This window comes from Rhodoferax sp. (genome assembly GCF_012927445.1).
GTDB lineage: Bacteria > Pseudomonadota > Gammaproteobacteria > Burkholderiales > Burkholderiaceae_C > Rhodoferax.
Genome location: NZ_JABBPD010000004.1, coordinates 562,375 through 587,868 on the forward strand (window position 1 = coordinate 562,375; position 25,494 = coordinate 587,868).

A 25,494-nucleotide genomic window follows, 5' to 3' on the forward strand; every position below is an offset into this window, starting at 1 on the left:
GCGTAGATAGCTATTAATTTAATAGCGAATGTTTCTGCAGCGCGACCAGGTCGCTGATGCCTTTTTCGGCCAAAGCCAGCAAGGCATCCATTTCCAGGCGTGTAAATGCCGCGCCTTCGGCCGTGCCCTGCACTTCCACGAAATGACCGGCCCCGGTCATCACCACATTCATGTCCGTGTCGCAGGCCGCGTCTTCGGTGTATTCCAGGTCCAGCAAAGGAGTGCCTTGCACGATGCCGACCGAGATGGCGGCCACGTGGTCGCGAATCGGCGATTCCAGCAATTTGCCCTGCGCCATCAGCAGGCTGACGGCATCCTGCGCGGCGACAAAAGCACCGGTGATGGCGGCGGTGCGGGTACCACCGTCCGCCTGCAGCACATCACAGTCCAGATGGATCGTGCGCTCGCCCAGCTTGCTGAGGTCAAACACGGCACGCATGGAGCGCCCGATCAGGCGCTGAATTTCCTGGGTGCGGCCGCTTTGCTTGCCACGGGCGGCCTCGCGGTCGTTGCGGCTGTGGGTGGCGCGCGGCAGCATGCCGTATTCGGCTGTCACCCATCCCTCGCCGCTGCCTTTTTTGTGCCCTGGCACTTTTTCTTCGACCGACGCCGTGCAAAGCACTTTGGTGGCGCCAAATTCGATCAAAACCGAACCTTCGGCATGGATGGTGTAGCTGCGCGTGATGCGCACCGGTCGCAGTTGGTCTGCGGCACGCGCGCCATCTCTTAAAAATTCACTCATGGTTTCTCTCAATCAGTCAGGGACAGCGCCCCAGTGGCATCAGCTCTTTTTGGCAGCGGACCGGCGGATCGCCTCGTTGATTTCAGCGATGGAGCGCTCAATGGCGGCGTCGTCCATGTCCTCGATAGCGGAGTCAAGCCAGCCGGCCTGAACCGTCGAGGCAAAAACACCATCGCTGACGGTGTCGGTTGAAATGTGGTCCCGCGTTGACTCGAACCCGTCGGGGGTTTCCCACTCCATGGCGATGCAGGTCACGTTGTCACTGTTGTCACCCGCCTTGGCCAGCGCCTTTTCCACCAGATCGGGGACCGCTTCACTCACCGGTTTATGGCCGAGATGGTAAGTAATGTCCTCATCCGTCAGGCTGCTCCACAGGCCGTCCGAGCACAGCATCAACTTGTCGCCTTGTTGCAATGGAACCGGTCCGGTAATGTCAAACACCGGCTTGGTTGGTGAACCCAGGCACGTAAACAGAATATTGCGATTGATGTTCGCCGGCAATTTCAGCCCCGCGGCGGCCACCTGGCGCTGCTCAAGAAAGGAATGATCCCGGGTGCGCGCCAGCAACTCAACCTGGCGCACCAGATAGAGCCGGGAATCACCACAGTGAATCCAGGTCACGGCCCCGCCTTGCACGACGGCCGCCACCAAGGTGGTTCGGGGCGTGTCCAGCATGCCCTTTTCCACCGAATAACGCAAGATTTGCCGATGCGCCGTCAACAACGCAGACGCCAAAAATGCGGCCACATCCGGCAGCTCTGGCTTGGCCTCTTTTTGAAACAAGGCCGAGATGGTCTGCAAGGCCAACTGGGCGGCCACTTCACCCAAAGGGTGCCCCCCCATGCCGTCCGCCAGCAAAAAAATACCCGAGCCACGGGTGTAGCAATACCCCATGCGATCTTCGTTTTTTTCCCGCCCACCTTTGCGACTGACCTGAAAAACAGAGAATTTCATTTTATTTTCCCGCCAACGCCGGTGGCTTTTTGGACGTTCTTTTTGGTGTCTGACACCATCGTGTCGAACTGAAGTCGAACTTTTTCACTGACACTCAGTTTGGTGTAGCGCCGCTCACCCTCACGGCTCAACTCTTTTTGCAAGGCGAACACCGACTGCGGCCGAGAGAGCGGATCAAGCGACATGCACCACTCCACCACCTCAATCAGATTATCGGAATAAACGCCACGCAGACGCGCCAGGGCAATGGCAATACGGTCTTTTTCCAGCCGTTGCGGTGCCTCATTGGGCGGGTAACCCTGCATGCAGGCATAGATACAGGCGCCGATCGCGTAAATATCGGTCCATGGCCCCATGGAGGCATCGCGCCGGTACATTTCTGGCGCGGCAAAGCCGGGGGTGTACATCGGACGGATGAAGTTGCCCTCTTTGCTGAGGACTTCACGCGCAGCGCCGAAGTCAATCAGCACCGATTTATTGTCATCCGTGATAAAAATATTGGCCGGCTTGATGTCCAAATGCAGCATCTTGTGCTGATGAACGATGCGCAAACCACGCAGGATTTCGTCGAACAGGGACCGGATCGTGGATTCCCGGAACACTTTGCGCTGCTTGAGATCCCGCGCCGTGATAATGAAATCTTGCAGGGACGCGCCCTCCAGATAATTCATCACCATGTAAACGGTTTCATTCTCCCGGAAGAAGTTCATCACACTCACCACCGATGGGTGTGAAATCTGGGCCAGGGAGCGGCCCTCTTCAAAAAAACTCTTGAGGCCCAGCCGGTACAAGGACAGTTTTTCGGGTTGCACCTGGGGCAGTAGCTCGCCTGGGGCGCGCGTGGCCAGCGATGACGGCAAGTACTCCTTGATCGCCACCTGCTGCCCCTCGGCATCAACCGCCAGATACACCACGCCAAAGCCACCCGCCGCTACTTTGCGGACAAGGCGGTAACCACCTATCTTGGTGCCGGGGGGTAACGGTGCGGGTTTGACCTTGGACATAATTTTCGAGTGAGCTCCCGTGCGGACTGCCAGAACCGGGTTATTCTCAGGCACATTCCATTGATCAAAGAGTCGCAATGCCAGTTTACAGCATGACTGGCTATGCCAGTGCCCAGCACAGCACAGCCAATACCAGTACCGAAACCGAGTCCAGAAACACCCCTCACAGTCAGCTTGGGCTGGAAATCCGGTCAGTCAACAGTCGCTTTCTGGACCTGTCGTTTCGCTTGCCCGAAGAGCTTCGCCAGTACGAGCCCGCGCTGCGGGAACTGGTTGTCGGCCGCATCAAACGTGGCAAGGTCGAAGTTCGCGTCGCCATTGAAACCGGCACCCAGAACAGCGTTGCGGATCCAACGCCCCGCCTGCTGCAACGACTCAACGCGGTGCAGGACAGCATCAAAGCCTGGCTGCCGGATGCCAGACCCTTGAGCGTGGCTGACGTCATTCGCCTGTCCGTTGGCGAACAAACCTCCACCCGTGACTGGCGTGAAGATATTCTTCCCCTCGCCGAAAAAACCATCAAGGAACTACTGTCAGCACGCGAGCGCGAGGGCGCCCGCCTTGCCACCATGCTGCTGGAACGCATCGGCCAACTCCGGGCGCTGGCCGCACAAGCCGGGCCATTGGTGCCCCAACTGGTGACACAACAGCGACAACGCTTCCTGGAGCGCTGGAAAGAGGCCATGGCCTTGACCGATGGCGCTACGCTGCCCGAGGCGGCACAGGATCGGGCCTTGACCGAAGCCACGGCATTTGCCATTCGCATTGACGTCGCAGAAGAAATCACCCGCATCCACTCTCATCTGGATGAGCTGGAACGGCTGATCAATAAAGGCGGCGAAATCGGGAAACGACTCGATTTTCTGATTCAGGAACTGCACCGCGAAGCCAATACCATGGGCTCAAAATCGGCCGCACTGGAACTGACCCATATTTCAGTGGACATGAAAGTGCTGATCGAACAAATGCGCGAGCAGGTGCAGAACATAGAATAGGGCGACCCTGTCAATCGCTCTCAAAAAGCTGTCTCTTTTATGGATTACCCCGGAAATTTGTTTGTCGTTGCCGCCCCCAGTGGCGCCGGCAAATCCAGCCTGGTCAAGGCCCTGCTTGAACTTGATTCGCATGTGCAACCGTCGGTTTCGCACACCACGCGTGCCCCCAGAGGGCAAGAAAAACATGGGCGCGAGTACTTTTTTGTCTCCGAACCCGAATTTGATGCCATGGTGCAAGCGGGTGCCTTTGTGGAATGGGCCAATGTGCACAACCACCGGTACGGCACCTCCAGAAAAGCGATAGAAGAGCGCATGGCGCAGGGCGCAGATGTCATTCTTGAAATCGATTTTCAGGGCGCCATCCAGATCAAGAAGATTTTTGCCAATGCCATCAGCATTTTCATCTTGCCGCCCAGCTGGGAAGAGTTGCGTTCACGGCTGGAGCGCCGCGGTGAAGACTCACCCGAAGTCATCGAGTTGCGGATGAAAAATGCGGCCATTGAGGTCGCACAGGTCCAGCAATTCGACTTCGTTATAATTAATGAGTTGTTTGACCGGGCGCTTTTTGACCTCAAGGCGATCGTTCACTCGCAACGACTCAAGTTCTCGGCGCAACGTCGCGCTAGAGCTGAAACATTTAAAGCACTGAACATCCCTTAGTGCTTTCCCCTGGTCTTTCGGAGAATTTCATGGCCCGTATTACCGTCGAAGACTGCCTTGTGCAGATCCCCAACCGCTTCCAGTTGGTATTGGCCGCAACTTACCGTGCGCGCATGCTGAGCCAAGGCCACGCGCCCAAAGTTGAGTGCAAAAACAAACCTGCTGTCACGGCCTTGCGCGAGATTGCAGCCGGTAAAGTCGGTCTGGAAATGTTGAAAAAAGTGCCGCTCTAACGGCTTTTCAAACTTGTAAAAAGCACCGTTCACGGTGCTTTTTTATTGCTGCCCCGCAAACTATCAGCTGCACGCTATATATTTGGGGGGTGAGTACACTTCTCAAATCAGCTTTCAGCAAGGTCCCTGCCACTGGTGCAAATAGTCAGCAGGCCATGCCCAGTCCGGCCGCCGCCAACGCAGCCGCAGCCAGTTTCGCCAGCCTGACGGCGAAACTCGACTACCTGTCCCCCACTGATCTGGAGCAGGTGCGCCTGGCCTACCGGTTTGCCGACCAAGCCCACTTGGGGCAACTTCGCAATAGCGGCGAACCCTACATCACGCACCCGATTGCCGTGGCCGCCCAGTGTGCGGAATGGAAACTGGATGCCCAAGCACTCATGGCCGCGCTTCTTCATGATGCGCTGGAAGACTGCAGCGTCACAAAAGTAGAGTTGATTGAACGCTTTGGTTCCCCGGTGGCCGAACTTGTGGATGGCCTGACCAAGCTCGACAAACTGCATTTCAATACCCGGGAAGAAAACCAGGCCGAATCGTTTCGAAAGATGCTGCTGGCCATGGCACGCGATGTGCGCGTCATTCTGATCAAGCTGGCGGATCGAACCCACAACATGCGGACACTGTCAGACGCGCCGCGCGAAAAATGGGGTCGCATCGCCTCTGAAACCCTGGATATTTACGCGCCGATTGCGCACCGTCTGGGTTTGAACCAGACCTACCGGGAACTCCAGAACCTCTCTTTTTCCCATTTGCGACCTTGGCGCTTTGCCATTTTGTCCAAGGCCGTGGCCAAAGCGCGCAGTCGACGAAGAGACCTGATTCAAAAAGTGCAGCGGGAAGTCGAGTCCGCATTCGCCAGCAGTGGCATGAAAGTCAGGATCGCCGGACGGGAAAAAACACTGTACTCCATCTATCAAAAGATGGATGAAAAACACTTGAGCTTTGCCCAAGTCACTGACATCTATGGCTTCCGGGTGCTGGTACCCAGTGTGATCGATTGCTACACGGCACTGGGCACACTGCACCAACTCTACAAACCGGTGCCCGGCAAGTTCAAGGACCACATTGCCCTTGGCAAGGTCAACGGTTACCAATCGCTTCACACCACACTGGTTGGCCCCTCGGGCGTTAATGTGGAATTCCAGGTACGCACCGAAGCCATGCACATCGTTGCCGAGTCGGGCATTGCCGCGCACTGGCTTTACAAAGTCAACAACCCGCAAGATACAACGACCAGCGACCGGCTGGGCTCCAAGTGGTTGCAGTCACTTTTAGAAATTCAGGACGAAACACGGGATGCCGCTGAATTCTGGGACCACGTCAAGGTGGATCTATTCCCGGATGCCGTGTATGTTCTGACGCCAAAAAGCCAAATCATGGCCATGCCAAGAGGGGCAACGGTGGTGGACTTTGCCTATGCAATTCACAGCAATATTGGGGACCGAACCCTGGCGGCAAAAATCAATGGCGAACAAGTGCCCTTGCGTACTGAACTCAAAAACGGTGACGTCATTGAAATCGTCACCGCACCAGTTTCAACACCCAACCCGGCCTGGCTGGGTTTTGTACGGACGGCGCGTGCGCGTTCAAAAATTCGTCAGCACCTGAAAACACTGGCCCAAGCCGACTCAGAAGGCCTGGGTGAAAAGATGTTGACACAGGCATTGCGAGCTGAAGGCATTGAAAAATTACCGGACGATACGGAAAAAAATCAGCTTATTTGGGAAAAATTACTGCGTTTTAGCGGCAACAAAAGCAAATCCGAGCTGTTAACGGACATTGGCTTGGGCAAAAAAATTGCCACGATCATCGCGAAACGCTTGCTGACCCTGCTAACCGATAGCGGTGAAAAACAAGATGCCTTACTGCTCACACGCGAACGCTACACAGAGAACGAGACGGTGTCGCAGGGAAGCATCGTACTGGATGGAAGCGAAAATGCCTCGGTCCGGTTTGCACCCTGCTGCAGACCGGTTCCGGGCGATGGCATTGTGGGCTATCTGGGACGAGGCGAAGGACTGATCGTGCATGCCGACGACTGCGCCGTTGCGGTGAGGCTCAAACACAAGGACAGTGAGCGGTTTATCGGCGTGGAGTGGTCTGATGAGACTGTTCGCACGTTTGAAACCGAGATTCTGGTTACCGTCACCAATGGCAAGGGTGTGTTGGCCCGGGTGGCGGTGGCATTGGCGAACGCCGAGGCAGACATCACCCACATCGACATGGAAGATGAAGCCGCGCAAGATGCCACGGATTTACGTTTCATCATTGCTGTGCGTGACCGCAATCAGTTGGAAATTGCACTGCGTAACCTGCGAAGAACGCCCTCAGTGCTCAAGGCGCAGCGGGCCAAGAGCACGCAATAAATTAGCGCAACGTTGGCACGGGGTATTGAACGCTAACGACTTCAATCTCCACAATGGCGACAGGTGTCACCAACTGCAGAACGTCGCCAGTTCGGGCTTTCAACAGGGTTCTGGCAATGGGCGACACCCAGTTGACTTGACCCTGGGAACTGTCCGCCTCATCGATACCCAAAATGGTGACTGTTCGCGCCAAGCCCGTGTTGTCCAGGTAAGTCACACACGCACCGAAGAATATCTGGTCACTCCCATGATGAACGGCGGGATCGGTGACCTCCATAATTTCAATTCGTCTGGTCAAAAACCGGATCCGACGGTCAATCTCGCGCAGACGTTTTTTACCGTAGATGTAATCGCCATTTTCAGAACGGTCGCCGTTGCTGGCCGCCCAATGCACAATTTCGACCACGCGTGGGCGCTCGTTATCAATCAAATCCAGCAATTCGCTATGAATACGGGCATAGCCTTGCGGAGTGATGTAATTTTTGCCGCCTGTTGGAACTAAGGGCAATTGCGGCTCATCATCGTCCGCGTCATCTGTTTCTTTGGTAAACGCCTTGTTCATGACAATTTCTCCGAATAGCGCATGCACTTTTATTTTCGAAGATACAAAAGAAAAAGGTCTGCAACTTTGCAGTTGCAGACCTTTACTTTTTTGGTGCGGCTGGCAGGAATTGAACCCACGACCCCTTGGTTCGTAGCCAAGTACTCTATCCAACTGAGCTACAGCCGCCAAGAACTAAATTATAACCTACTTTAATTGGTGGGCCGTCACAGACTTGAACTGTGGACCAAAGGATTATGAGTCCTCTGCTCTAACCAACTGAGCTAACGGCCCAACCTCAGTTCAGATTGTAAAGGTCTACTTGTGATAACTCAGAGCGTTGCTGACCAATTTTGACGTAATGTCCACAATCTGGATCATTCGGTCATAGGCCATGCGCGTGGGGCCAATGACGCCCAAGGTGCCGACCACTTGGCCATCCACCTCGTAAGGGGCACTGACGATGGACAGATCTTCGAACGGCACGACCTGGCTTTCACCACCAATAAAAATACGCACGCCTTCCGCCTGGCCGGCAATATCCAGCAAGCGCATAAGTTGTGCTTTTTGATCAAACAATTCAAAAGCACGCCGCAGGTGACCCATGTCATTGGAAAAGTCGGAAACAGCCAACAGGTTTCGCTCGCCGGAAATAACCACCTCGTCTTGAGTCTCTGAAATGGCATCCGAGCTGACGGCCACTGCCGCCTGCATCAGACTGGCAATTTCCGAGCGGAGCGATTCAACCTCATTTTTTAACCGTTCGCGAACCTGCTCAATCGCCAGGCCAACGTAATGACTATTGAGGTAGTTCGCCGCTTCAACCAGCTGAGCCTGCGAATAATCTACCTCGGTAAAAATCACCCGGTTTTGCACGTCGCCCTCGGGAGAAACGATGATGACCAGCAAACGTCGCTCCGACAGCCGCAAAAACTCGATGTGCCGGAAAACGGATGAGCGACGCGGGGCAATGACCACGCCGACAAACTGGGACAAACTGGAGAGCAGATTGGCCGCATTGGAAATCACTTTTTGCGGTTGATCGGGCGCCAGACTGTGCGCGGCAAACTGACCTTGCCGCACTGTCAGCATGGTGTCGACGAACAACCGATAGCCGCGCGCCGTTGGAATGCGCCCCGCCGAGGTGTGCGGGCTGGCAATCAGCCCGAGATCCTCCAGATCAGACATGATGTTTCGGATGGTGGCGGGTGACAAATCCAGCCCCGAGGCTTTGGAGAGCGTGCGCGAGCCCACCGGCTGCCCATCGGCGATATAGCGCTCGACCAGCGCTTTCAATAACAACTTGGCGCGGTCATCCAACATGGTGGCATTTTAGTGATGTAATTTGTCGATGAAATCGAAATTTCGGCAGGTTGCGTTAATAGGTAAATACCAGACGGTCGCGTCGGGTGCTTCAGGGGCGCTCTCACGCAGTGCGCTGGAAGACATTGCCCATTTTTTACATGCCCAGGGTTGTGAGGTGGTTTTGGAGCATGACACGGCGCAAAACATGGGCATTTCCGGTTATCCGGTCTTGACTGTTCCCGAGATTGGCGTGCGATGTGATCTGGGCCTGGTGGTTGGCGGCGATGGCACCATGCTGGGCATTGGCCGCCAGTTGGCCCACTTTGGCGTGCCATTGATCGGCATCAACCAAGGTCGGCTGGGGTTCATCACCGACATTCCGTTTGACAGCTTCACGTCCACGCTGGCACCCATGCTGCGGGGCGAGTATGAAGAAGACCATCGCAGCCTGATGCATGCCCGGGTCATGCGCGATGGCCAATGTGTCTTTGACGCGTTGGCCATGAACGATGTGGTGGTGAATCGTGCCGCCACCTCGGGCATGGTGGAGTTGCGCGTGGAGGTGGATGGCCATTTTGTGGCGAACCAGCGGGCCGATGGCTTGATCATTGCCACGCCCACCGGCTCGACCGCTTATTCTTTGTCGGCTGGGGGGCCGCTGCTGCACCCGTCCATTCCAGGCTGGGTGCTGGTGCCCATTGCGCCACATACTTTGTCAAACAGGCCCATTGTCCTCGCCAATGTTTCGGAGATTGCTATTGAAATAGTAGCAGGACGGGACGCCAGCGCCAGTTTCGACATGCAATCGCTGGCGTCGCTGCTGCACGGTGACCGCATCGTGGTGACGCGCTCGAAGCATCACGTCCGGTTTTTACACCCCAAAGGCTGGTCCTACTTTGACACATTGCGCCAGAAATTACATTGGAATGAAGGAGTAGCCTGACCGTGAGCTTAAAACGTATTGTCTTGCGCGATTTCGTTATCGTGAGCGAGCTTGATCTTGATCTTGCCAGCGGCTTCACCGTCCTCACAGGCGAAACGGGGGCCGGTAAATCGATCCTGATTGATGCGCTGCAACTGGTCACCGGCGGTCGGGCTGATGTCGGCGTGATCCGTGAAGGCAGCCATCGCACCGATGTCAGCGCCGAGTTCGATGCCACGGAAGCTTTGACCGTCTGGCTGGATGCAGCCGGATTTGACACCGGCGACAGCCTCCTGTTGCGTCGTACGGTAGACACCCAGGGCAAGAGCCGCGGCTGGATCAACGGCAGCCCGGCCACGGCCACCCAACTGCGCGAGATCGGCGAGCAACTGCTGGATATTCATGGGCAACACGCCTGGCAAAGCTTGACCCGCCCGGATGCAGTCCGGGGCCTGCTGGATGCCTACGCTCGAGTCTCGTCCGCCGCACTGGCTCTACTTTGGCAACGCTGGCGGCAAGCGCAACACGACCTGACGCAAGCCCACGCCGCCCAAGAATCACGGCTGCGTGAGCGTGAACGCCTGGCATGGCAGATTGGTGAAGTTGACAAACTGGCGCCGCAGCCCGACGAGTGGAATGAACTCAACACCGAACACGGCCGCCTGTCCAACGCGCAAGCCCTGCTGGATGCGGCACAAGGCGCCGTTCAGACCCTGGACAACGAAGACGGCGGTGCGCTGGGCACGCTGCACAACGCCTGCCAAATGCTACAACAACAAGAGCACCTGGAACCCTATTTCAGAGGGCTAACCGAGGTTTTAGCATCCAGTCTGGCCCAGGTGGAGGACACGGCTCATTCACTGAGGGCCTACCTGCGCAAGACCGAACTTGATCCACAGCGCCTGGGTGAACTTGATGGGCGCATGGCCTTGTGGTTATCTCTGGCCCGACGCTACAAACGAGCGCCTGCGGAATTGCCCGGTTTGTTGACAGCCTGGAGGCAGGAACTGGCAGATCTCGATGCGGCGGCTGATTTGGCAGGACTGGAAGCAGCCCAGACCGCCGCGCTGGACGCCTACATGCTGGAGGCCAAGCGGCTTTCGAAGGCGCGCGCCAAAGCGGCACCACTTCTGGGCAAAGCCATCACCCAGGCCATGCAGGGTCTGGGCATGCAAGGCGGCCAATTCGAGGTTGCGCTGCAAAAGTCAGCGCAACCGATGCAAAGTGGCCTGGAAGAGGTCAGCTTTCTGGTGGCCGGGCATGCCGGCAGCACCCCCCGGCCTGTCAACAAGGTGGCATCGGGCGGCGAGCTGTCCCGCATGGCACTGGCCATCGCAGTCACGACCAGCCAGCTCGGTACCGCGCAGACGCTGATTTTTGACGAAGTCGACTCCGGCGTGGGTGGCGCGGTGGCCGAGACCGTGGGCCGCCTCATGAAGCAATTGGGCGTTGACCGGCAGGTCCTCGCCGTCACCCACCTGCCGCAAGTAGCCGCCTGTGCAGATCACCATTTGGTGGTTGCGAAACAGCTGCAAGGCAAGTCGACGGTGAGCTCCGTGAACGCGGTGCAGGGCGAACAACGGGTGGCAGAAGTGGCGCGCATGCTGGGTGGCGAGCGCCTCTTGGGCACCACGCTGGCGCACGCCAAGGAAATGCTGCAAGCGAGGGAGTAATGCGATGAAAACCGGACCCCTGAATTTGCAGATCGTTCTCATCACAGGCATGTCGGGCTCCGGCAAGTCGGTGGCATTGCATGCGCTGGAGGATGCCGGCTTTTTCTGCGTCGACAACCTGCCGCCGGAATTGCTGGTGCCCTTTGTGGCACTGGAAAAAGAGCATAAAGCCACGCGGGTAGCGATTGCGATGGATGTTCGCACCGCAACGTCACTGCCCCTGCTGCCCGAGCAGCTCGCGGTCCTGAAAACACAGGGCATCATGGTGAAGTCCCTGTTTCTGGATGCCACCACCGGAACGCTGGTACGCCGCTATTCTGAAACCCGGCGCAAGCACCCGCTGTCGCAAGCTGCCTCCGTACATTCGGCCCAGGACCAGCGACGTGCGCTGGTGGATGCCATTGAACTGGAACGTGAGCTGCTGGCTGATCTGCGGGAAAACGCCCATGTCATCGACACCAGCATCATTCGGCCCTCGCAGTTGCAGGGCTATGTCAAATCACTGATTACCACTCCCGGCGAGCAACTGACGCTGGTATTCGAGTCGTTTGCCTTCAAGCGCGGGGTGCCAGGCGACGCCGACTATGTATTTGATGTCCGCATGTTGCCCAACCCGCACTATGAGCCTGAACTGCGTCCGTTGACGGGGCAGGATGAGCCGGTCGCGGCCTTCCTGCGTGAGCAGGCCGATGTGGCGCAAATGCTTGAACACATCCAGAAGTTTCTGACTTACTGGCTTGACGGGTTGGCGCGCGATCACCGCAGCTATGTCACGGTGGCCATTGGCTGCACTGGCGGGCAACACCGATCGGTCTACCTGGTGGAACAACTGGTGAAGTTGTTTGAGGACAAGTGGGTCACGCTGAAGCGCCACCGGGAACTGGAAACCCGCTGATCAGGCTCCTAACCCGCTTATTCCTGCGCTAGCAACTTTCTGACGGGCGCCGGTAGGCCCAAGCGAGGCCACTCATCAGCGGCGAGCCAGGCGCCCTCTGACGACCCGATGGCAGAAGGTGGTAATTGCACCTGAACCGGGTGCAGATGCAGGTCTTTGTGGGTCAAGACATGGGTAAAAACAGACCCGTCTTGCAGCGCCGAACGGTAGCGAGCAGGCACAGCAAGTTCCAGCGCCTCGCGGTTGTCAAACAAGGGAAAGCAATAGAGCCCCGCCCAGACGCCCGGAGTCGGCCGCTTGCTCAGCCACACGGAAGCATCGCCAGTCTGCGCCCACAGCAACCAGATCGACTGCGCGCTGCGTTTGAGTTTGCGTGTCTTCACGGGGTATTTTTCGGGCTGCCCCTGCTCCCGTGCCACACAGGACTGAGCGAGCGGGCAAACTCTGCAATCAGGCTTTTTAGTGGTGCAAACCGTGGCGCCCAAATCCATCACGCCCTGCGTATAACGCGGCATGGCATGCAACAGATCATGCACCGGCAGCAATTTTGAAGCTTCTTCCCACAACAGCCGCTCGTTGGCCGCGCTGGACAGATCGGCATCAAAGCCCAACACGCGGGTCAGCACGCGTTTGACATTGCCATCCAGAATGGCAACCCGCTCAGCAAAGCACAGGGAGGCAATCGCCGCCGCTGTGGAGCGCCCGATGCCCGGCAATGTTTGAAGTTGTTCAGCTGACTGCGGAAAAACGCCACCGTGTAAACCCATCACCGCAACGGCGCACAAATGCAGGTTGCGGGCGCGGCTGTAGTACCCCAGACCACTCCACAAGCCCAACACGTCATCCAGCGGGGCCGCCGCCAGCGCAGCCACATCAGGAAAGCGAGCCAGAAAGCGAGGAAAATAATCCAGCACGGTCGCCACCTGTGTCTGCTGCAGCATGACTTCGGACAGCCAGACGCGGTAGGGATCGCGCGTGTTCTGCCACGGCAAATCGTTGCGCCCATGCGTTTTCTGCCAAGTCACGACCTGGACGGCCAAATCTATCTGCACGGTAGGTTAGACCCGCTCAAGTGCGCGGGTCGTCTCGGGACGCACCCGGTCCGTCGCGTTGATCAAATAGTCAGTCAGCTCTGACAATTTGGCCTCCAATTGCTGCAAGGCGTCTCCCCGGGCTTGAATTTCACTAATTCGGTCGTCCAGTCCACCGGACGCCTGTTGTATGCGGTCAATGGCTTCCAGGCGGCGAGCGAAGTTTCGGCGGCGCTCCCGCAACTGCGCATCCAGCTGGGCGGCGGCCGATTTACTCCACAACTCAATATCGGCCAATGCCGCTTCGTGGATGGCGCGAAGACGGGTGGAAAGTGCCCGCACCAGTCGATCCGCAAACTCGGGTTGCGCCAGCCGGAAGGCGTTGCCAATGCCCAGGTACTGTAAATGGCTGCGCTCCACCAGATCAAGATCGTGCCGGTATCCGGCCAGAGAAGGTTCGGTCGGAGCCTGCAACGAAAAGCCGTGCTCGGCATTCAATTGCCGGAACGTTGCCGCCAGCATGGATTGAATCTCCTCACTGATGGCTTGCACCTTGCGCAGACTCGCGCGCAGCTGCTCAAAGGTGTCGCCATAGGCGCGCTTGACGCCCAGCTTGAGGCCTTTTTGCTGCAAGACCGCCGTGAGTTGTGCCATTTCTTTTTTGAGCGCAGTTGGCCCCAGCAGGCTGAACACCTCACGCAGCAGCTTCAGGTGGACCGAGCGCACGGCGTGAATTTTTGCCCCACCCAGATCAAATTCGGTCTGCTCTTGCGAAATCCGGGAGCGCATGCTCTTGATCACCGGCGAATTTTTGCCTTGAAGCCCCTTGAGTTCCAGCATCTGCTCCGTCAGATCACATCGACGAATATTGATGACCCGTCCCGCCTCGGTGCGCAACTCTGAAATGCCACTGAAGACGGCCGCCCCCAGCATTTTTTGCCGCTGCCCCATGATGCCCTGGCTCAAGGCCTCTTCAAGCGCAGGCAAGCAACTGAGTTCCAGCAGGGCTGCATCGTCTGTCACCTTGGCAACCAGCCCCTTTTGCGCAGACACCGGAATGACCTGTTGCACGGGAATGCCCAAAATTTCGGCGGTGGAGGCCCGTTGGCGCTCAATTTGCGCCTGAACCTGCGCCGGGGAACTCAGGGCATCCCACAAGGTATCAATCTTGTTGAGCACCACCAGTCTGGTACTTATATCGTTCGAATCATTGACCAGATGCTCGCGCCAAATCGAAAGATCCGATTTGGTCACCCCGGTGTCGGCACCCAAGAGAAAAACGATGGCATGCGCTTGCGGAATCAGGCTGACCGTGAGTTCCGGCTCGGCACCAATGGCGTTCAGCCCAGGGGTGTCCAGAATCACCAGTCCCTGCTTCAACAGCGGATGCGCAATATTGATCAGTGCATGCCGCCACCGGGGGACTTCGACCAGGCCTTGGGCGTCGACCATCGGGTTGTCTTCCGGCGCTTCAAGCTGCCAGAAGCCAAGTGACCTCGCATCGTCCTGCGTCACGCGGCGGGTTTCAGCCACCTTTTCAAGCGCAGCAGACAACTGCTTGGGATCATTCACATCCAGATCAATGCGGGTCCATTTTTCAGGCACCATGCGCCACTCCATCAGCGACTGGGGATGCAGGCGCGTTTCAATGGGCAAGAGGCGCAGACAAGGCGGTACGTCTGCGTCATAGCCCATCTCGGTCGGGCACATGGTCGTTCGCCCGGCGCTGGCGGGCATGATGCGACGACCATATCCGGCAAAGAAAATAGCGTTGATCAACTCGGATTTCCCGCGGGAAAATTCCGCCACAAAAGCCACCATGACTTTGTCGGCGCGCACCCGGGCTTCCAGTCGTTGCAGGCGCTCCTCCACGGCGGCATCCAGCAGTTCGTGGTCTTTCATCCACTCGGCCAGTAACTTCAGCCGAAGGGCAAACTCACGCCGCCACGTACCGTGTTGGTCAAACTGTTCGTTGAATGAAGTACCCAAATATCCTCCGCTTATTGGTTCAATATAGCACCACACATCGTTGTGATGCTCAAGCTTTCTGACAATTGGGACAGTAAAAAGTCGACCGCTGACCTTGCCGCAAAGACTTGATGGGTGTGCCACACACCCGACAGGCCTGCCCTTCCCGTCCGTAGACCATCGCATCCAACTGGAAATAGCCATTCTCACCGCTGGCACTGGAGAAATCCCGCAGGGTGCTGCCGCCCTTGGCCACCGCGCGTTGGAGCACATCCTGGATCGCCGCGTGAAGCTTGGCGACGCGCGGTCGGGTTAAGCGCGCCGCACTCAAAGTCGGCCGGATACCGGCCAAAAATAGCGCCTCGGAGGCGTAAATATTCCCCACGCCCACCACCACATCACCCGCCAGCAACACTTGTTTGATTGCTGCTTTGCGCCGCTTCAGGCCAGCGTAGAACTGCTTGACCTCAAAATCATCGGACAAGGGCTCCATGCCGAGCTTCCCCAGCAGCTTGCGGGCCTCGGGGGCGTCCTCACTGTCGGCATAGACCACCGCCCCAAATCGGCGGGGGTCATTGAGCCGCAGTATGCCGTGGGTGGTCAGCATTTCGAAATGGTCATGGACGCCCGCCGGCGGCAACTGCTTGGCAAACCTCACACTCCCGGACATGCCCAAATGCAGCAGCAGCAAGCCGTGATCAAGATCAATCAGCAAATATTTGCCACGTCGGCGCACGGCCAGCACCGTTCGTCCGACTAATTGAGTCGTAGCGCAACCCAACGGCCATCGCAAGGCTTTGCCCAAGCAGACGGACAGCACTTTCGCGCCTGCGATGGCGTCGGCAAAACTCAAGCGCGTCACTTCAACTTCGGGTAATTCAGGCATGACAAAAAAATTGAGCAGACATGGATTATTATGGTCTGATGTTGCGTTTCAACCGTTTTTCACTCCTTTTCCTGTTTGTTTGCGCGCTAACCGCGAACGCTCAAACCCTCAACCGCAAACCGACTGAGCCCATCAGTTCAGCGATGGACAGTGAGCTTTTTTATCAGCTCTTGCTGGGCGAGCTCAATGCCCGCGAAGGGGAACCCGGCGCTGGCTACTCGCTGATTCTTGATGCGGCGCGAAAAACGAATGACACCAAGCTGTACCAGCGTGCCGTTGATATTGCACTACAGGCGCGCTCAGGCGAATCGGCCCTGCTGGCAGCCCGGGCCTGGAAACAAGCCCTGCCTAAATCAAAAGAAGCCAATCGCTATGTGCTGCAGATCTTGATCGGACTGAACCGAATTGGCGAAGCCCTGGAGCCGCTCAAACGCGAGATAGCGACAACCGACCCCAAAGACCGCGTGGCGGCCATCATGACCATTCCGCGCTATTTTTCCCGTGCCAGCGACAAAAAGCTGGCCGCCACCACGGTTGAGCAGGCGCTGACGGGCTACCTGACAGCGCCTGGCGTCGGCGTTGCTGCCTGGACCGTGATCGGGCGCATGCGATTTGATGCGGGCGATATCAACGGCGCGGTGGAGGCGGCCCGCAAGGCTCAGGCCATCGACGCCCAATCGGATCTCCCCGCCCTGCTGGCCTTGTCCATGATGAGCCCGAAGGCGCCCCAAGCCGAAGTCATTGTGAAAAAGTACCTGGACGAACAAGCGCAACCCGAAGTGCGCATGGAATACATCCGCGCCTTGCTGGACGCACAGCGCTACGCCGAAGCGGTCGGCCAATTGCAGATCCTCACGGCGGAAAAACCGGACTATGCCGATGCCTGGCTGATCCTGGGCGTCCTTGAATTGCAGGACGGCAAAGCATCGGTGGCCGAGCGGTCCCTTAAACGTTACGTGGACCTGGCGCAGGCCAAGCGCACGGAGACACCTCGTCCGGAAATGGGCCGTGGCCTGGTGCAGGCCTACCTTTCGCTGGCCCAAATTGCCGAGCAAAAGAAAGACTTCAAACAAGCCGACGCCTGGCTCAAGCGCATTGACAGTGCCGACGACCTGCTCAACGCCCAACTGCGGCGAGCCGCCATTCTGGCGCGACAGGGCAAGCTCGAGGAAGCCCTTGCATTAATCCGCAGCCAGCCCGAGAAGTCAGCAGCAGACGCCCGGCTGAAAATCGCCGCTGAAGTTCAACTGCTGCGCGACAGCAAACAGTACAAAGGCGCCTACGACCTTCTCGCGGATGTCACCTCGCGCAACCCCACCGATTTTGATTTTGTTTACGACATGGCCATGGTGGCCGAAAAATTGGGCAATCTGGAAGAAATGGAACGCCTGCTGCGCCGTGTCATCGAGAGCAAACCTGACTATCAACATGCTTACAACGCGCTGGGCTACTCGCTGGCCGAACGCAACACCCGTTTACCCGAGGCCAAACAGCTTATTTTGAAAGCGCTGGAATATGCACCGGGTGACCCGTTCATTACCGACAGCTTGGGCTGGGTTGAATTTAGAAGCGGCAATCTGGCCGAGGCTGTGCGCATTCTGCAAGAGGCTTTCAAAGCCAAACCGGATGCAGACATTGCGGCGCATCTGGGGGAGGTCTTATGGACCATGGGACTGCGAGATCAAGCGGTGAGCACCTGGAAAGAAGGCCTGCAACTCAATGCTGAAAACGAGGCCTTGCTGGAAACACTCAAACGACTGCGTGTGAAGCTGTGAGCCGGCTAGGGAAGGTCGCTTGTTCGATCATCATTTTTGCTACTATTTTTATAGCAGGTTGCGCAGCACCGACAAGGGCTATCGTCTCAAACGAGTCTGAGGTTTCGCTGTGGCGCGGGCGTCTGGCCGTCCGGGTCGAGTCTGAGCAGCCCCAGACTCAGCCCCAAGCCTTTTCTGCCGGATTTGAGCTGACCGGCAACGCACAGGCCGGCGAACTGACGCTGTATACGCCGCTGGGTAATACAGCCGCCGCCCTTTCCTGGTCGCCCCAAACGGCCGTCATGCGCTCGAATGGCGATGTCCGCCATTTTGAGTCCCTCGACGCCTTGATCAAGCAGGCGGTCGGCACCGAGATACCCGTGGTGGCGCTCTTCGCATGGCTGGCGGGTGACAACATGGCGGTCGCGGGCTGGAGCGCCGACTTGTCGGATCATGCCAATGGCCGAATCACGGCTCGTCGCACGCAACCGGCCCCCCTGGCGGAGTTGCGACTGGTGCTGGAAAAATAGAACACACGCACATTAGCTGGGGGCAGCGCCAACGGTCTACCCCACAAACTCACAACCTATGAAGTCTCTCTACGACGTTTGCGCCCCGGCCAAACTCAATCTGTTTCTGCACATCACGGGCCGAAGAAGCGATGGGTATCACCTGCTGCAATCCGTCTTCATGCTGATTGACTGGTGCGACACGCTGCATTTCGACCTTCGCCCAGATGGAGAAATCAGTCGCGAAGACCTCTGTACGCCTTTGCCTGCGGATGACCTGATCGTGCGTGCCGCACGCGCCCTGCAAGCCGCCAGCAGCAGCCCGCTTGGTGCGCACATCGGCATTGAAAAACGTATCCCGGCACAAGCCGGAATGGGCGGAGGCTCCTCCGACGCCGCCTCGACCCTGCTGGCCCTGAATCGTCTGTGGCAACTCAAATTTTCATTGGAAAAACTCACCCAAATCGGACTTGCGCTGGGTGCCGACGTGCCATTTTTTCTGAGCGGACACAATGCTTGGGTCGAAGGTATCGGGGAAAAAATGACCCCGATTTCCTTGCCCCCAAGCAGGTTTTTGGTGGTTAAACCAATCGACGGATTAGACACAAGATTGATTTTCTCGGATCCATCTCTAAAAAGGGACAGTGAAACTGCTATAATTTCAGGCTTCGCTGCAGATATATTCGGCTTTGGCCGGAACGACTTGCAGAGTGTTGCCCAAAGACTGTGTCCTGGTGTTAATCAAGCTTTAGAATGGCTTGCCTCACAGGGACTCAGTGGCCGGATGACAGGCTCTGGAAGTGCTGTGTTTGCACAAATGTTGCCCGATATTGATTTGCAAAGTGCTCCAAGCGCGTTTCAAATCAGGTTGTGTAACAATTTGAATGTTCACCCCTTAATGGGCTGGGCATCCAGCGAAAGTTTATCGGTCGACAGCTTATAGCTGCTGACCCGTGTAGGGGAGTCGCCAAGTTGGTTAAGGCACTGGATTTTGATTCCAGCATGCGAAGGTTCGAATCCTTCTTCCCCTGCCAAATTTTTTGTTGTACGTGCCAAGCACTGGCCGTACAAGCGCAAACGTCACTCAATAGCTGGGACACTCATGCAGGCTTCTCCACCCCCTGATTTCATGGTTTTTACCGGCAATGCCAATCCTGGCATGGCCGCAGAAATCGCCAGCCACTTGGGTATCAGACTGGGTTCCGCAACGGTTGGTCGCTTCTCCGATGGCGAAGTGACTGTCGAAATCAATCAAAACGTACGGGCCCGCGACGTCTTCGTGGTCCAATCCACCTGCGCGCCGACCAATGAAAACCTGATGGAATTGCTCATCATGGTGGATGCACTCAAACGTGCTTCCGCCGAGCGCATCAGTGCCGTCATTCCTTATTTTGGTTATGCCCGGCAAGACCGTCGTCCGCGCTCAAGCCGCGTCCCCATTACCGCCAAAGTGGTGGCCAACATGCTGCAGGCTGTCGGTGTCGCCCGCGTCCTGACCATGGACCTGCATGCCGACCAGATTCAGGGCTTCTTTGATATTCCGGTGGACAACATTTATGCATCCCCCGTGTTGCTGGGTGATCTGCGCCAGAAAAACTACGAAGACCTGATTGTGGTGTCACCCGATGTGGGTGGCGTGGTACGTGCCCGCGCACTGGCCAAGCAGCTTCATTGCGACCTCGCCATCATCGACAAGCGTCGGCCCAGAGCCAATGTGAGCGAGGTGATGCACGTCATCGGTGAAATCGAAGGCCGCAACTGCGTCATCATGGATGACATGATTGATACCGCCGGCACCCTGGTCAAGGCCGCGGAGGTTTTGAAAGAGCGCGGCGCCAAGAAGGTTTACGCCTATTGCACGCACCCTATTTTTTCGGGTCCAGCCATTGAACGCATCACCAATGGCGGTGCGCTTGATGAAGTGGTGGTTACCAATACCATCCCCCTGAGCCAGGCCGCTTTGGCTTGCCAGAAAATTCGGCAACTGTCCGTGGCACCGCTGATCGCAGAAACGATCCAGCGCATTGCCAAGGGCGAGTCCGTCATGAGTTTGTTCTCGGATCAGGAAAATCTTTTCTGATACAGGCAAAAGTGGGCTCACGCACGAATCATTACGTGCCGTGAGCCTTTTTAAAATCGGAGTCACACTGGTCGCGGTGGACTCCTTCAGGAGTTACATATGAAATTCGTCGCTTTTGAGCGCGCCAAGCAGGGCACGGGTGCGAGCCGCCGTCTCCGCATCACCGGCCGCACGCCCGGTATCGTTTATGGTGGCGCTGCTGAAGCATTGCAGATCGAAATTGATCACAATGCTCTCTGGCACGCCTTGAAAAAAGAAGCCTTCCATTCCACCGTTCTGGACATGGAAATTGACGGCAAAGACAGCAAGGTTTTGTTGCGTGACGTGCAAATGCACCCATTCAAGCAACTCATCCTGCACATTGACTTCCAACGCGTCGATGCCACCACCAGATTGCACGCCAAGGTGCCTTTGCACTACAGCGGTGATGAAAACTCAGCCGCGATCAAGACCGACGGCTGTGTTGCCAATCACGTGATCACTGAAATTGAAGTGCTGTGTCTGCCAGCCGACTTGCCTGAATTCATCGCGGTGGATTTGAGCGGTCTGAAAAAGGGTGCTTCACTGCACTTGGCCGACATCACCCTGCCTAAGGGCGTGACAGCTGTTCCGCACGGCGGCAACAAAAACCCGGTCCTGGTGTCCGTGGTGGCGATTGCAGGCGCTGAACTCCCTGCTGCTGAAGCTGGCGCAGCTGCTGCACCTGCAGCCGGCGGTAAGCCAGCCGCCGGTGGCAAGGCAGCCCCTGCCGCTAAAGCACCTGCAGCCAAGAAGAAGTAATCTTTCCCAGGTTACCGGCTTTCTGCACATTAATGGCCCACTTCGGTGGGCCATTTTGTTTTCGGCTTTTACCCTGATAATTTGTTCATGATTAGACTTTTTGTTGGCCTTGGTAATCCCGGCCCCGAATACGAATCCACCCGCCATAACGCCGGATTCTGGTGGATTGATGCGCTTGCGCGTGAACTCAAGACTCCTCTCGTGATGGATAAAAGCTACCACGGGCTGGTGGGCAGAACCACGGTGAACGGGCAAACGGTCTGGCTGCTCGAACCTCAAACTTTCATGAACCTGTGCGGCAAGTCGGTCGCGGCACTGGCGCGTTTTTTCAAGATTCAGCCCCAGGAAATCCTGGTCGCGCACGACGAACTGGACATCATCCCGGGCGAAGCCAAGCTCAAACTCGGCGGCAGCCACGCTGGACACAATGGTTTGCGTGACATTCACGCCCAACTCGGCACGGACGACTACTGGCGCTTGCGCTTGGGCGTGGGTCACCCGGGCGTCAAATCCGAGGTCATCAACTGGGTGCTGAAAAAACCTTCGCTGGACCACCGGATTGCCATTGATCAGAGCATTGACCGCGCGCTCAAGGCCCTGCCGCACTTTCTGGCGGGCGACATGGATAAAGCCACCATGCTGGTGCACACCAGCAAGCCGCCCAGGCCCAAGCCACCGCGTCCTGAAAATCCACCGCTGTAACATCCGCCTGATCCAACCCTATCGAACAGAAAGAACGCCATGCAAAGCACCCCCTTGAATGCTATATTTTTAATAGCTTCTTGCGCTTTATCGACGGGGGCTACGGCTCAAAATACTTACAAATGCGGGGATGCCTACAGCCAAGTGCCCTGCCCCGGCGCCAGGGTTATTGACGCCACGGACAGCCGGACACCCGCACAGAAAACACAGGCCGACTTGGTAACAGGGCGCGTGGCCCGCACGGCTGATGCGATGGAGAAGGCGCGACTGCAACAGGAAAAAATAGACAGCGCGGCCAACGCGTCACCCGTGCCGCCAGCGCACATGGAGAATGCCAGCGCCGCCGGCACAACGCAAGCCAAGAAGAAAAAAAGGAAAGCGCCTGATTACTTTACGGCGCAGGCGCCTGGCGAGAAAAAGAAAGCCGCTAAAAAGATAACGGCAAAAAAAGACGCGACCAAATCCTGAGGCAAGCTGGCCTCGCAAGCTGACTCAATGACCGGCCGAGTTATTCGTCTCCAGCTGCAGGCGCCGGTACTTCTGCCATAAGGTTTCGCGGTCTTCCACAAACTGCGGATTGACGGGGATGCACGCGACCGGGCACACCTGCACGCACTGGGGTTCGTCAAAATGGCCGACACATTCGGTGCATTTATGGGGGTCTATCTCATAGATTTCCAGGCCCAGATAAATCGCCTCGTTCGGGCACTCCGGCTCACAGACATCGCAGTTGATGCACTCGTCGGTGATGATCAAAGCCATGGCTTGGCATCCGCTGGATTGTTAAAAGGAGTCAGACTAAACATCATGGGCGAATTATCCCCGTTCTGGCACAAACCAGGCCAATCACACTGCTGCCAGCAGGTCGATGGCGCGGCACCGTCCTGTCGCCGCGTTCCACCGCTGGTTCAAGCGCTTTGAAACAGGACGTAAAAGGTGATGTCGAAACGAGCCGGCGCCGCGTTATAGGTACATAACGAACCGGCGCCACCGACAGGGTTGCGGCCGGCACGCTGGTGCCAGATTCAATTGCGGGACGACCCGATTTATTGAAATGACGCCACCCATCTTTTCGGAAGGAATTCGTCATGCCAAGCCAAACCCTGCGCCTTCGGGCTCTTACCTTCGTCGCCGGCGCCGCTTTTTTGCTCTTTAGCGGCTGGGCAAATGCGGACCCGCCAGCGCGCGTGGCGCGATTGGGCTACGCGAGCGGCGCAGTCAGTTTTTCACCGGCGGGCGATAACGAGTGGGTTCAAGCCCCGATCAATCGGCCGCTGTCCAATGGCGACCGCCTTTGGACAGATGCGGGGGCTCGGGCGGAAATCCAGGTGGGCGGCGCCATGATTCGCATGAGCGCCGGGAGCAGTGTCGCCGTGCTTGGTCTCGACGACCGGATCGCCCAGTTGCAATTGACCCAGGGCACCTTGAATGTCCGCGTGCGCCGGCTGGAACCCAACCAGGTGTTCGAGGTCGACACGCCCAACTTCGCCTTCACGTTGCGACAACCCGGCGAATACCGGATCGTGGTCGATCCAGACGGCAATGCCTCGGACATCATCGTGCGCAAAGGTCAGGGGGAGGTGTACGGGGAAGGCGCCTCCTACGTCGTCGATTCACGGCAACCGTATCGCTTCAAAGGCACCGACTTGCGCGATTACGAGTATCTCGAGGTGCCGAACCCCGATGAATTCGACCGCTGGGCGGTTGAGCGAGACCGCCGATATGACAACTCGGCCTCCGCCCGTTATGTTTCGCGGGACGTGGTGGGCTATCAGGACCTCGATGCGAACGGCACCTGGCGCGAAAACGCGACCTACGGCAGCGTCTGGGTTCCGAATCGCGTGGCGGCTGGCTGGGCGCCCTACCGTGACGGCCATTGGGCCTGGGTCGACCCCTGGGGCTGGACCTGGGTGGATGACGCCCCCTGGGGCTTCGCCGTCTCCCATTACGGCCGCTGGGCCAATATGGGCGGCACGTGGGGCTGGGTCCCTGGCCCCGTGCGCACGCGGGCCTACTACGCCCCGGCCCTGGTGGCGTTCGTGGGCGGCAACAACTTTCAGTTGACGATCTCCAGCGGCAACGTCGGTGGCGTCGCATGGTTTCCGCTGGCGCCGCGCGAGGTCTATCGACCGTCCTACACGGCAAGTCGCCATTACTTCGAGAACGTCAACCGCAGTAACACGGTCATCAACAACACCGTTATCAAAAACACCTACAACACGACGAATGTCACCAATGTGGTCTACGCCAACCGGCAAGTGCCCGGAGCCGTCATCGCCGTGCCGAGGACCGCGTTCGTGCAGTCACAGCCGGTGGCCAGGGCAGCGGTTCGCGTGTCGCAAAAAGTGGTCGCCAGCGCACCGGTCGCCGTGATCGCCCCGCTGGCACCGACCGAACGAAGCAGCCGCTGGGCCAGCAACCCGGGTGGCAAGCCACCAGCCCGCGTGTTTGAGCGATCAGTGGTCGCCCGCACGGCCCCCCCGGCAGTGCACTCTGGCTATGTGGCGCAACCCACGCCACCGAGCGAAAAATCGGGCAAACCACGGGACGACGCTGCCCGCAAACCATGGAAACCAGCCGTGGCAGCGGCGGCGCCCAGCGTCAAAGTGCTCGACCCGGCACAACTGGCCATCCCGACGGCACGGCCGCCACCCGTGGCGCCGGCTGCCAAGCCAGGCGAGGCTCGCGACCAGGCCGATTGGAAAAAGCCAAGCGCAGCGCCAGCGGCGTCTGTTGCGCCACCGGCGCCGTCCAAAGCGGCGGTACAGCCCCAGCCCAGTAGCTGGCGTACCACGCCGCCAGCAACGCAGGCAGCCGCTGCGCCACGCGGCAAGTGGGAGCAGCGCGACAGTAGCGAACCGCGCACACCGGCTGTTGCGCCACCGCCGCCGCCACAACGCGCGGCTGAACCGAAGACCATGCCGCCACAAGTCGCGCCGTCAGTGCCGGCAACACAAGGGCCACCGCCATGGTCTGCTCAGTCCAGAATCGCCCCACCCGCGCAAGCCGTTCGACCGGCACCGGCCGCGCCGCAAGCAGTCAAACCCGCGCCGATCCCCGCGCCAAGACAAGCCGAACCCGATCGGCCGGTCGCGGTACCCCCATCACCGCCGCCTCACCCTGCCGAGCCCAAGCCCGTCGCACCGAAAGTAGCGCCATGGACAGCGGCGACGCCAGCACAACCGCCGTCTGTGCCACCCAGGTGGAACGCAGCACCGCAAAATGCGGCGCCGGCAGCGCCAGCGACTCGGCCCGCCCCCCCCGCATGGCATTCGGCACCCCCTGCGAACCCCGAGCCGGCCGCAGCCGCCAGACCCGCCGAGCCGCGTCCGCCGGTGGCAGCGCCCAAAGCGCCTCCGCCGCCACCAGCCCAAGCGGCACCCAAATCAGAACACCATGTGCAAAAACCGAAGCCAGACGGCCGCAAGCCGGGGGACGGCAAAAATGACAATGAGGACCCCAAACGCTAAGCAAAAGCGGCCACCCCAAAGGAT

24 protein-coding genes and 3 tRNA genes are annotated in these 25,494 nt (G+C 58.1%); 16 read left to right on the top strand and 11 right to left on the bottom strand.

All coding sequences use genetic code 11. The features are described from left to right. Nucleotides 1–13: 13 nt before the first annotated feature. From rph to HHJ17_RS08215, 3 genes are read right to left on the bottom strand one after another with little or no spacing between them, the layout of a single operon-like run. Nucleotides 14–742, bottom strand: a complete 729-nt coding sequence (rph, locus tag HHJ17_RS08205; protein WP_296501396.1) for a ribonuclease PH — start codon at nt 740–742, stop codon at nt 14–16. Nucleotides 743–781: 39 nt separating this feature from the next. Continuing rightward, on the bottom strand, nt 782–1,696 hold the full coding sequence (locus tag HHJ17_RS08210; RefSeq protein WP_296501394.1) for a PP2C family serine/threonine-protein phosphatase: 915 nt from the start codon (nt 1,694–1,696) through the stop codon (nt 782–784). After that, nucleotides 1,693–2,700, bottom strand: a complete 1,008-nt coding sequence (locus HHJ17_RS08215; RefSeq protein WP_296501392.1) for a serine/threonine-protein kinase — start codon at nt 2,698–2,700, stop codon at nt 1,693–1,695. The genes HHJ17_RS08210 and HHJ17_RS08215 overlap by 4 nt, the downstream gene beginning before the upstream one ends. Before the next feature lie 77 nt (nt 2,701–2,777). Between HHJ17_RS08215 and HHJ17_RS08220 the strand changes: the two genes are divergently transcribed. The 4 genes from HHJ17_RS08220 (at nt 2,778) to HHJ17_RS08235 (ending at nt 6,954) form a co-directional block, all read left to right on the top strand. Continuing rightward, nucleotides 2,778–3,695 carry a YicC/YloC family endoribonuclease gene (locus tag HHJ17_RS08220; protein ID WP_296501390.1) on the top strand — a complete coding sequence of 306 codons (918 nt, stop codon included), beginning with the start codon at nt 2,778–2,780 and terminating at the stop codon, nt 3,693–3,695. 39 nt (nt 3,696–3,734) lie between these two features. Next, nucleotides 3,735–4,355 carry a guanylate kinase gene (gene gmk / locus HHJ17_RS08225; protein ID WP_296501387.1) on the top strand — a complete coding sequence of 207 codons (621 nt, stop codon included), beginning with the start codon at nt 3,735–3,737 and terminating at the stop codon, nt 4,353–4,355. 29 nt (nt 4,356–4,384) lie between these two features. Next, nucleotides 4,385–4,588 carry a DNA-directed RNA polymerase subunit omega gene (rpoZ, locus tag HHJ17_RS08230; RefSeq protein WP_296501385.1) on the top strand — a complete coding sequence of 68 codons (204 nt, stop codon included), beginning with the start codon at nt 4,385–4,387 and terminating at the stop codon, nt 4,586–4,588. Between the two features lie 155 nt (nt 4,589–4,743). Beyond that, complete coding sequence (locus HHJ17_RS08235; protein WP_296501384.1) at nt 4,744–6,954, top strand: bifunctional (p)ppGpp synthetase/guanosine-3',5'-bis(diphosphate) 3'-pyrophosphohydrolase; 2,211 nt, start codon at nt 4,744–4,746, stop codon at nt 6,952–6,954. A gap of 1 nt (nt 6,955) precedes the next feature. Here the strand turns inward: HHJ17_RS08235 and greB are convergent, their stop codons facing one another. The 4 genes from greB to hrcA all read right to left on the bottom strand — a co-directional run bounded on the left by greB (nt 6,956) and on the right by hrcA (nt 8,818). Then, entirely contained in the window at nt 6,956–7,516 is a 561-nt protein-coding gene (greB, locus tag HHJ17_RS08240; RefSeq protein ID WP_296501382.1) for a transcription elongation factor GreB, read from the bottom strand. A 91-nt stretch (nt 7,517–7,607) separates the two neighbouring features. Beyond that, a tRNA-Arg gene (locus HHJ17_RS08245) sits at nt 7,608–7,684 on the bottom strand. Between the two features lie 28 nt (nt 7,685–7,712). Beyond that, a tRNA-Ile gene (locus HHJ17_RS08250) sits at nt 7,713–7,789 on the bottom strand. A gap of 24 nt (nt 7,790–7,813) precedes the next feature. Next, nucleotides 7,814–8,818: a heat-inducible transcriptional repressor HrcA gene (gene hrcA / locus HHJ17_RS08255; RefSeq protein ID WP_296501380.1), complete on the bottom strand. Its 1,005-nt coding sequence runs from the start codon at nt 8,816–8,818 to the stop codon at nt 7,814–7,816. 28 nt (nt 8,819–8,846) lie between these two features. Between hrcA and HHJ17_RS08260 the strand changes: the two genes are divergently transcribed. The 3 genes from HHJ17_RS08260 to rapZ are packed head-to-tail and all read left to right on the top strand — an operon-like array spanning nt 8,847 to nt 12,290. After that, nucleotides 8,847–9,743, top strand: a complete 897-nt coding sequence (locus HHJ17_RS08260; protein WP_296501378.1) for an NAD kinase — start codon at nt 8,847–8,849, stop codon at nt 9,741–9,743. Nucleotides 9,744–9,745: 2 nt separating this feature from the next. Beyond that, on the top strand, nt 9,746–11,395 hold the full coding sequence (gene recN, locus HHJ17_RS08265; RefSeq protein ID WP_296501376.1) for a DNA repair protein RecN: 1,650 nt from the start codon (nt 9,746–9,748) through the stop codon (nt 11,393–11,395). A gap of 19 nt (nt 11,396–11,414) precedes the next feature. Further along, nucleotides 11,415–12,290 carry an RNase adapter RapZ gene (gene rapZ / locus HHJ17_RS08270; protein ID WP_296501715.1) on the top strand — a complete coding sequence of 292 codons (876 nt, stop codon included), beginning with the start codon at nt 11,415–11,417 and terminating at the stop codon, nt 12,288–12,290. A gap of 17 nt (nt 12,291–12,307) precedes the next feature. Here the strand turns inward: rapZ and mutY are convergent, their stop codons facing one another. From mutY to mutM, 3 genes are read right to left on the bottom strand one after another with little or no spacing between them, the layout of a single operon-like run. Beyond that, a complete protein-coding gene (gene mutY / locus HHJ17_RS08275; RefSeq protein ID WP_296501375.1) occupies nt 12,308–13,342 on the bottom strand; it encodes an A/G-specific adenine glycosylase in 1,035 nt (344 codons plus the stop codon). Between the two features lie 6 nt (nt 13,343–13,348). Further along, nucleotides 13,349–15,310, bottom strand: a complete 1,962-nt coding sequence (locus HHJ17_RS08280; RefSeq protein WP_296505487.1) for a dynamin family protein — start codon at nt 15,308–15,310, stop codon at nt 13,349–13,351. Between the two features lie 49 nt (nt 15,311–15,359). Then, entirely contained in the window at nt 15,360–16,175 is an 816-nt protein-coding gene (gene mutM, locus HHJ17_RS08285; RefSeq protein WP_296505489.1) for a bifunctional DNA-formamidopyrimidine glycosylase/DNA-(apurinic or apyrimidinic site) lyase, read from the bottom strand. Nucleotides 16,176–16,318: 143 nt separating this feature from the next. On the opposite strand from mutM, the gene HHJ17_RS08290 reads away from it, so the two are divergent. The 8 genes from HHJ17_RS08290 to HHJ17_RS08325 all read left to right on the top strand — a co-directional run bounded on the left by HHJ17_RS08290 (nt 16,319) and on the right by HHJ17_RS08325 (nt 22,468). Further along, nucleotides 16,319–17,950 (top strand): tetratricopeptide repeat protein, encoded by a 1,632-nt coding sequence (locus HHJ17_RS08290; RefSeq protein WP_296505490.1) that lies wholly within the window; start codon nt 16,319–16,321, stop codon nt 17,948–17,950. Beyond that, a complete protein-coding gene (locus HHJ17_RS08295; protein WP_296505492.1) occupies nt 17,947–18,459 on the top strand; it encodes a lipoprotein insertase outer membrane protein LolB in 513 nt (170 codons plus the stop codon). Before HHJ17_RS08290 ends, HHJ17_RS08295 begins: the two co-directional genes overlap by 4 nt. 58 nt (nt 18,460–18,517) lie before the next feature. Then, on the top strand, nt 18,518–19,381 hold the full coding sequence (gene ispE, locus HHJ17_RS08300; RefSeq protein WP_296505494.1) for a 4-(cytidine 5'-diphospho)-2-C-methyl-D-erythritol kinase: 864 nt from the start codon (nt 18,518–18,520) through the stop codon (nt 19,379–19,381). 14 nt (nt 19,382–19,395) lie between these two features. Continuing rightward, nucleotides 19,396–19,472 (top strand) — tRNA-Gln (locus tag HHJ17_RS08305). A 68-nt stretch (nt 19,473–19,540) separates the two neighbouring features. Next, nucleotides 19,541–20,518, top strand: a complete 978-nt coding sequence (locus HHJ17_RS08310; RefSeq protein ID WP_296501361.1) for a ribose-phosphate pyrophosphokinase — start codon at nt 19,541–19,543, stop codon at nt 20,516–20,518. A 99-nt stretch (nt 20,519–20,617) separates the two neighbouring features. Further along, a complete protein-coding gene (locus HHJ17_RS08315; RefSeq protein WP_296505495.1) occupies nt 20,618–21,298 on the top strand; it encodes a 50S ribosomal protein L25/general stress protein Ctc in 681 nt (226 codons plus the stop codon). Between the two features lie 87 nt (nt 21,299–21,385). Beyond that, complete coding sequence (gene pth, locus HHJ17_RS08320) at nt 21,386–22,000, top strand: aminoacyl-tRNA hydrolase (RefSeq protein ID WP_296505497.1); 615 nt, start codon at nt 21,386–21,388, stop codon at nt 21,998–22,000. Nucleotides 22,001–22,039: 39 nt separating this feature from the next. Continuing rightward, nucleotides 22,040–22,468, top strand: a complete 429-nt coding sequence (locus HHJ17_RS08325; protein ID WP_296505499.1) for a hypothetical protein — start codon at nt 22,040–22,042, stop codon at nt 22,466–22,468. A 24-nt stretch (nt 22,469–22,492) separates the two neighbouring features. Here the strand turns inward: HHJ17_RS08325 and HHJ17_RS08330 are convergent, their stop codons facing one another. Continuing rightward, nucleotides 22,493–22,762, bottom strand: a complete 270-nt coding sequence (locus HHJ17_RS08330; RefSeq protein ID WP_296501352.1) for a YfhL family 4Fe-4S dicluster ferredoxin — start codon at nt 22,760–22,762, stop codon at nt 22,493–22,495. Nucleotides 22,763–23,088: 326 nt separating this feature from the next. Between HHJ17_RS08330 and HHJ17_RS08335 the strand changes: the two genes are divergently transcribed. Next, entirely contained in the window at nt 23,089–25,470 is a 2,382-nt protein-coding gene (locus HHJ17_RS08335) for a DUF6600 domain-containing protein (RefSeq protein WP_296505501.1), read from the top strand. Nucleotides 25,471–25,494: the final 24 nt, after the last annotated feature.

Bases quoted from the DNA above. Each gene is read 5' to 3' on its own strand.
- rph (WP_296501396.1), bottom strand. From the start codon at position 742: ATGAGTGAATTTTTAAGAGATGGCGCGCGTGCCGCAGACCAACTGCGA.
- HHJ17_RS08210 (WP_296501394.1), bottom strand. From the start codon at position 1,696: ATGAAATTCTCTGTTTTTCAGGTCAGTCGCAAAGGTGGGCGGGAAAAA.
- HHJ17_RS08215 (WP_296501392.1), bottom strand. From the start codon at position 2,700: ATGTCCAAGGTCAAACCCGCACCGTTACCCCCCGGCACCAAGATAGGT.
- HHJ17_RS08220 (WP_296501390.1), top strand. From the start codon at position 2,778: ATGCCAGTTTACAGCATGACTGGCTATGCCAGTGCCCAGCACAGCACA.
- gmk (WP_296501387.1), top strand. From the start codon at position 3,735: ATGGATTACCCCGGAAATTTGTTTGTCGTTGCCGCCCCCAGTGGCGCC.
- rpoZ (WP_296501385.1), top strand. From the start codon at position 4,385: ATGGCCCGTATTACCGTCGAAGACTGCCTTGTGCAGATCCCCAACCGC.
- HHJ17_RS08235 (WP_296501384.1), top strand. From the start codon at position 4,744: ATGCCCAGTCCGGCCGCCGCCAACGCAGCCGCAGCCAGTTTCGCCAGC.
- greB (WP_296501382.1), bottom strand. From the start codon at position 7,516: ATGAACAAGGCGTTTACCAAAGAAACAGATGACGCGGACGATGATGAG.
- hrcA (WP_296501380.1), bottom strand. From the start codon at position 8,818: ATGTTGGATGACCGCGCCAAGTTGTTATTGAAAGCGCTGGTCGAGCGC.
- HHJ17_RS08260 (WP_296501378.1), top strand. From the start codon at position 8,847: ATGAAATCGAAATTTCGGCAGGTTGCGTTAATAGGTAAATACCAGACG.
- mutM (WP_296505489.1), bottom strand. From the start codon at position 16,175: ATGCCTGAATTACCCGAAGTTGAAGTGACGCGCTTGAGTTTTGCCGAC.
- HHJ17_RS08290 (WP_296505490.1), top strand. From the start codon at position 16,319: ATGGACAGTGAGCTTTTTTATCAGCTCTTGCTGGGCGAGCTCAATGCC.
- ispE (WP_296505494.1), top strand. From the start codon at position 18,518: ATGAAGTCTCTCTACGACGTTTGCGCCCCGGCCAAACTCAATCTGTTT.
- HHJ17_RS08310 (WP_296501361.1), top strand. From the start codon at position 19,541: ATGCAGGCTTCTCCACCCCCTGATTTCATGGTTTTTACCGGCAATGCC.
- HHJ17_RS08315 (WP_296505495.1), top strand. From the start codon at position 20,618: ATGAAATTCGTCGCTTTTGAGCGCGCCAAGCAGGGCACGGGTGCGAGC.
- pth (WP_296505497.1), top strand. From the start codon at position 21,386: ATGATTAGACTTTTTGTTGGCCTTGGTAATCCCGGCCCCGAATACGAA.
- HHJ17_RS08325 (WP_296505499.1), top strand. From the start codon at position 22,040: ATGCAAAGCACCCCCTTGAATGCTATATTTTTAATAGCTTCTTGCGCT.
- HHJ17_RS08330 (WP_296501352.1), bottom strand. From the start codon at position 22,762: ATGGCTTTGATCATCACCGACGAGTGCATCAACTGCGATGTCTGTGAG.
- HHJ17_RS08335 (WP_296505501.1), top strand. From the start codon at position 23,089: ATGCCAAGCCAAACCCTGCGCCTTCGGGCTCTTACCTTCGTCGCCGGC.